At 33.6% G+C, this 4,763-nt stretch carries 6 protein-coding genes and 1 pseudogene; 1 reads left to right on the top strand and 6 read right to left on the bottom strand.

What is annotated here, in order from left to right:
- Window positions 1–400: 400 nt before the first annotated feature.
- The 6 genes and pseudogenes from AB3X49_RS17860 to AB3X49_RS17835 all read right to left on the bottom strand — a co-directional run bounded on the left by AB3X49_RS17860 (window position 401) and on the right by AB3X49_RS17835 (window position 4,333).
- The gene (locus AB3X49_RS17860) at window positions 401–1,456 is read right to left on the bottom strand and encodes an LLM class flavin-dependent oxidoreductase (RefSeq protein WP_002031331.1); all 1,056 of its coding nucleotides are present in this window, start codon (window positions 1,454–1,456) and stop codon (window positions 401–403) included.
- A 16-nt stretch (window positions 1,457–1,472) separates the two neighbouring features.
- A pseudogene (locus AB3X49_RS17855) lies at window positions 1,473–2,414 on the bottom strand (ring-cleaving dioxygenase).
- A 52-nt stretch (window positions 2,415–2,466) separates the two neighbouring features.
- Window positions 2,467–2,910 (bottom strand): MarR family winged helix-turn-helix transcriptional regulator, encoded by a 444-nt coding sequence (locus AB3X49_RS17850; protein ID WP_002012331.1) that lies wholly within the window; start codon window positions 2,908–2,910, stop codon window positions 2,467–2,469.
- 101 nt (window positions 2,911–3,011) lie between these two features.
- Complete coding sequence (locus AB3X49_RS17845; RefSeq protein ID WP_235661805.1) at window positions 3,012–3,335, bottom strand: carboxymuconolactone decarboxylase family protein; 324 nt, start codon at window positions 3,333–3,335, stop codon at window positions 3,012–3,014.
- Complete coding sequence (locus AB3X49_RS17840; RefSeq protein ID WP_367963756.1) at window positions 3,332–3,742, bottom strand: tautomerase family protein; 411 nt, start codon at window positions 3,740–3,742, stop codon at window positions 3,332–3,334. Before AB3X49_RS17840 ends, AB3X49_RS17845 begins: the two co-directional genes overlap by 4 nt.
- A gap of 24 nt (window positions 3,743–3,766) precedes the next feature.
- A complete protein-coding gene (locus AB3X49_RS17835; RefSeq protein ID WP_002012326.1) occupies window positions 3,767–4,333 on the bottom strand; it encodes a DUF4865 family protein in 567 nt (188 codons plus the stop codon).
- Window positions 4,334–4,453: 120 nt separating this feature from the next.
- On the opposite strand from AB3X49_RS17835, the gene AB3X49_RS17830 reads away from it, so the two are divergent.
- Window positions 4,454–4,763, top strand: a 310-nt coding sequence (locus AB3X49_RS17830; RefSeq protein ID WP_367963753.1) for a LysR family transcriptional regulator, incomplete at its 3' end; no start/stop codon positions are given.

Below are 4,763 nucleotides of genomic sequence, written 5' to 3'. Positions count from 1 at the left end.
GTATAATATACTTACATAATAAATTCAGGTGATTTTTGACGTATTATTGACAGGATTTTGTCTGAAATATGTCTTTTGTAATTTTTTTGAATTTGATTTCTCACATTTTAAAAACGTACTTTTCAAACATACAACACACTCTTATATCAATTTTTATTATGTTTTTCTCTTCATACGCTTGACTTTACCCTTGAAAAATGTCCTCGAATCAAACCTAGAAATATGCTAGTTTTTTGTCAAGAGAAAAATGTATTTCCAAAATTCAAATCAACAATATTGTTATTCACAAATAGAAAAAAACTCCCCTTTCTCTAGACATAAAATTCGTTTTTTTGTCATTTTTCAAACAGACTAAATAAAAAAGTACCGAGAATAAATTATATTCCCGGTACTTTAATCATTATTTCGTTGTATATTTTCTAACAGCCGGCATAATTTCGGTAGCAATTAATTCAATGTTTTTCTCAATCTTATCAAATGGTACACCGCCAAAATCAATCTGTGCCATAAAACGTTGCTGTCCAAATAATTCATATTGATAAAGCATTTTTTCAATAATTTGTTGCGGGCTACCAATCATTAACGCATCACGGTGATCTACTGCGTTAGTAAATTGTTGTTTTGGATACCCACCACCGCGTAGCGCAAGCATACCAGCATTAATATGAGGATAATATTCACTAAGTGCATCTTGTGAATTTTCTGCTGTATAAAATAAACTTGTTGTCGCAATTGGTAATGTTGCTGGATCAAAACCACTTTGCTCAGCTGCTTCACGATATGCATCAACCGAAACTTTAAAATTAACAGCTGGGCCACCAAGTGTCGTAAGCATCATTGGTACACCTGCGCGTCCTGCCTTAATTGCACTAGCAGGCGGTCCTCCAACAGCACGCCAAATTGGCATATTGTTATTTTTAGCTCTCGGTATAATTGCCGCATGTTCAAGTGGTGTTCTAAACTGCCCTTTCCATGTTACACTTTCTTCTTTATTTATTTTTAATAAAAGATCCATCTTCTCTTCAAATAGTTCTTCATAATAATTTACATCGTAACCAAGTAAACTATATCCCCCAATACGAGAGCCGCGACCAGCAACGATTTCAGCACGACCATTAGAAATTAAATCAATTGTGGCAAAATCCTCATATACACGAACCGGATCTGACGTACTTAATACTGTTGCAGAACTCGCGATTTTAATGTTTTTCGTAGCTTGTGCAATAGCTCCTAAAATAACTGTATGAGCTTGCGTTGTAAAATGCGCTTGATGACTTTCACCGACAGCAAACACATCAATTCCAGCTTCATCTGCTAACTTAGCTGTTTCAATTAGTTCATGAATTCTTTTTTCTGCACTTATTTTCGAACCATCATGCGGATTTAAAATATGATCTCCAATTGAATATAATCCAAATTCAATTCCCTTACTTGTATCAATACGGTATTTTTCCATAGTTGCTCTCTCCCTTTTAATAAAGCGGTATTAATTTCTCTTCAATCTCTTTTCTTCTCTCTTCTAAAAATGGTGGTAAATCCAGCTCTTTTCCTAATTCTTCAACTGTTGAATCTACTGTAAATCCTGGTCCATCCGTTGCAATCTCAAATAAAATGCCATTTGACTCACGGAAATATAAACTTTCAAAATAAAAGCGATCGATAATCCCTGTTGATTGGAACCCTTTATCTTTCACCGCTTCATTCCAATAACTCAGTTCTTCATCATTTTTCACACGAATAGCTAAATGATGAATACTTCCTTTTCCTGGTCTTTCACTCTCTCCATCTTGCTGTTTCACCAAAATTTCTCCAAAAGATTGACCATCGATAGATTGATAAATCCCCTCATCGTCTGAACGGGATACTTCTTTATAACTAAACAAACCTGTTAATGTTTTTGATAATTTATTTAAACTGCGCACTGTCATTTCAACTGTTCCCATGCCTAAAATACGATGATTCTGCTCTACAGAAGATTCATCCCATGCAGTTCAATATTCAGGCACCTCTTCATCTTTACTATTTAACAGCACTAACCGTAGACCATCTGGATCTTCAAAGTGCAGTGCGTCTCTTCCGGCGTAAGTTGTAATTTCCCCATGCGCCACCTGGAGTGACTCAAAACGTCTCTTCCAAAATGTAAGACTTTCTATTGAAGGTACGAGCAAGCCTATTTGTGTTATTGCATTTGTACCACGGATTGTTCTACCTACATTCGGCATTTCAAAAAATGATAATTCAGTTCCGGCACTCCCTGTTAAATCACCATAAAACAAATGATACATAAATGGATTATCTTGATTGACTGTCTTTTTCACCCGGCGTAATCCTAAGACATCTCGATAAAAATTATTATTCGTTTTCGCATTTTTAGTCACCATAGAAATATGGTGATGTCCTGGAATTGTATACATAAAACTTCCTCCTCTTTATCACTTGATTAGTCAATTGATTGAGTAAAAAAAATTACTCATTCGGTAATTCTTTTTTTTCACTATGCTTATGAACTTTTGACATCAACTCGTATAGTATTTTCTGCTCTTCTTCATTTAATACATCATCAAAAAATGATGATTGAAATGCAAGTTGCTCTGGCAATGCTCTTTCTAAAGCCGCTTCCCCTTGCTCTGTAAGACTAATTGTTTTCGTTTTCCAATCTTGTTTTCGTATAATATATCCTTCTTTTTCAAGACGTGTTAACATTCGAGAAATACCGCCTTGTGTAACGGTAACCTTTTCTGCTAACTCCATTTGTGTTAATGGCTGATAAGTCCGTATTTGCAAAAGCACATCAAATTGGGCTGTTGTTAAATCAAAACGTTTTAAAAACTCATTTGACATTTGATTACTTTGGTTCGTAAATCGTATTAAACGTAGCCATATTAACGATCCTATCGTATTTTCACGCATGTTTCATCACTTCCTAGCGTTGATCTTACTATCACTTTATCACTCAAGTGATAGTAATGCAAGTAGAAATATGTTAAAAATACCTCCCAAAATCATTATTCTTAACTTTCCATTTCATTCATTGCTATATTTAAAGCTGCCACAGCTTTTGGCCAACCAACGTAAAAAGCCATATGTGTTATTAATGCAACTAATTCATTCTCCATTATCCCATTTTGTTTAGCTAGCTTCAGATGAAATGATAATTGTTCTGTATTACCAAGACTGATTAGTGCCGACAATGTACATAAGCTTCTTTCTCTTAATGTTAAAGCGGCATCCCGCCACACTTCCTCAAATAATATCTCTTCACTATAATGAGAAAATACAGGTGCTATTTCTCTCATTTTCTTTGGAATATAAAATTCAATTGGTTCATTCATCATTTTGCTCCCTTCATTTTTACCAATTGTGCCATCCCTTGACCAAATGACCAGTTTTCAGCAGCTGTCTCATGTAATGTAATAAAAATGTCAGTAACTTTTACGTTGGAACATTCCGAAACTTCAAAGGATATAGATTGATACAAACCTTTTTTCTGTTGCACTGTTCTTCCAGGTCCACATGTAATAGAAACATGAATCATATTCTCAGTTCTCATTTCTCCTCTTTCCAACAAATAATATGGATCATACAAAAATTGATTTTGTTGATAAGGTAAAAATATTTGAAAATAATCATTTTCAGGGATGTCGAAATGTTCAATTAATGAAAGATGGATACATTCACCTATCTTTTTCAACTCTTCTTTATTTAATATATCTTCATGATAATAAACGTTCACAAAAGGCATAGATTTTCATTCCTTTTTCTTAATTTAGCATTCAACAACATATCCTCGTGAAATATGTAAAATCTCATAAATAGTAACATCGTCCATTACATCTATTTCAGGCTTTTCCTTATAAAAACTGAATTGACTATATCCCCACTTATCCGGATTATAAACTATTACATTCCCTAAACATTTTTCTATGTTTTGCACATTTTCATTTACTTTATTTAATTGCGTCCCAATCAGCGATTTACTTTGAGAAATACTCCCTGCATATTCAACAGCATATCTACTTTTTCTAAAATCATTACTTAAATTAACAACTAATGGAACACCTATATTTATTTGTTGCCACCCAAACGATTGCAAAATATTATCGTAATACCCTTCAAAGATAAATTTATTCATCCCTTCATGACCATTCCAAATATATAAAGGTGCATAACAATTATGGAAACCCCCATCCTTACCTGCCTCAGCAATTAAATAAGCCTTAAAATTCAACCCTTGAAAACCATCCGTTTTATAACCATTCTTTTTCACCCTTTCTCTAATAGTCCCCATATCATAATCTTTTGGCAAAATGACCTTATATTGCATACCAATCATGTTTATCACTCACTTTCGATCTTATATATATAATGATAAACCGATGATCGGCTGACGTAAAATAGGTATAAATTATGTTTGATATCATTTATAATGATACCGTATAAGGGGCTGAAATGAATGGAAATAAATGATCTTATCATATTTAAAACTGTAGCTAACGAAGGATCTATTAGTAAAGCCGCTAAAGAACTAGGCTATGTACAACCAAATGTAACTGAGCGAATCAAAAAATTAGAACAAGAATTAGAAACGCCTTTACTACATAGAGATAACAAAGGTGTCTCCCTGTTACCTTCTGGTGACATTTTATTAGACTACACGAATAAAATATTAGCTCTTTTAGAAGAAGCCAAAGATGAAATTAAAACAAGTGCTTCTTCTTATGTAATAGCGACGTCACAATCTATTTTGACTAATTATTTAAGTA

Origin of the sequence: Bacillus sp. C30, assembly GCF_040838255.1 — a bacterium.
In the GTDB taxonomy this organism is placed as follows: Bacteria; Bacillota; Bacilli; order Bacillales; family Bacillaceae_G; genus Bacillus_A; species Bacillus_A mycoides.
Note: the sequence above shows the minus strand (reverse complement) of the source record. Positions and strands in the feature narration are given on the sequence as shown.

Coding starts and splice junctions, on each gene's coding strand:
- AB3X49_RS17835 (WP_002012326.1), bottom strand. CDS start 4,333: ATGATTGGTATGCAATATAAGGTCATTTTGCCAAAAGATTATGATATG.
- AB3X49_RS17850 (WP_002012331.1), bottom strand. CDS start 2,910: ATGCGTGAAAATACGATAGGATCGTTAATATGGCTACGTTTAATACGA.
- AB3X49_RS17840 (WP_367963756.1), bottom strand. CDS start 3,742: ATGCCTTTTGTGAACGTTTATTATCATGAAGATATATTAAATAAAGAA.
- AB3X49_RS17860 (WP_002031331.1), bottom strand. CDS start 1,456: ATGGAAAAATACCGTATTGATACAAGTAAGGGAATTGAATTTGGATTA.
- AB3X49_RS17845 (WP_235661805.1), bottom strand. CDS start 3,335: ATGATGAATGAACCAATTGAATTTTATATTCCAAAGAAAATGAGAGAA.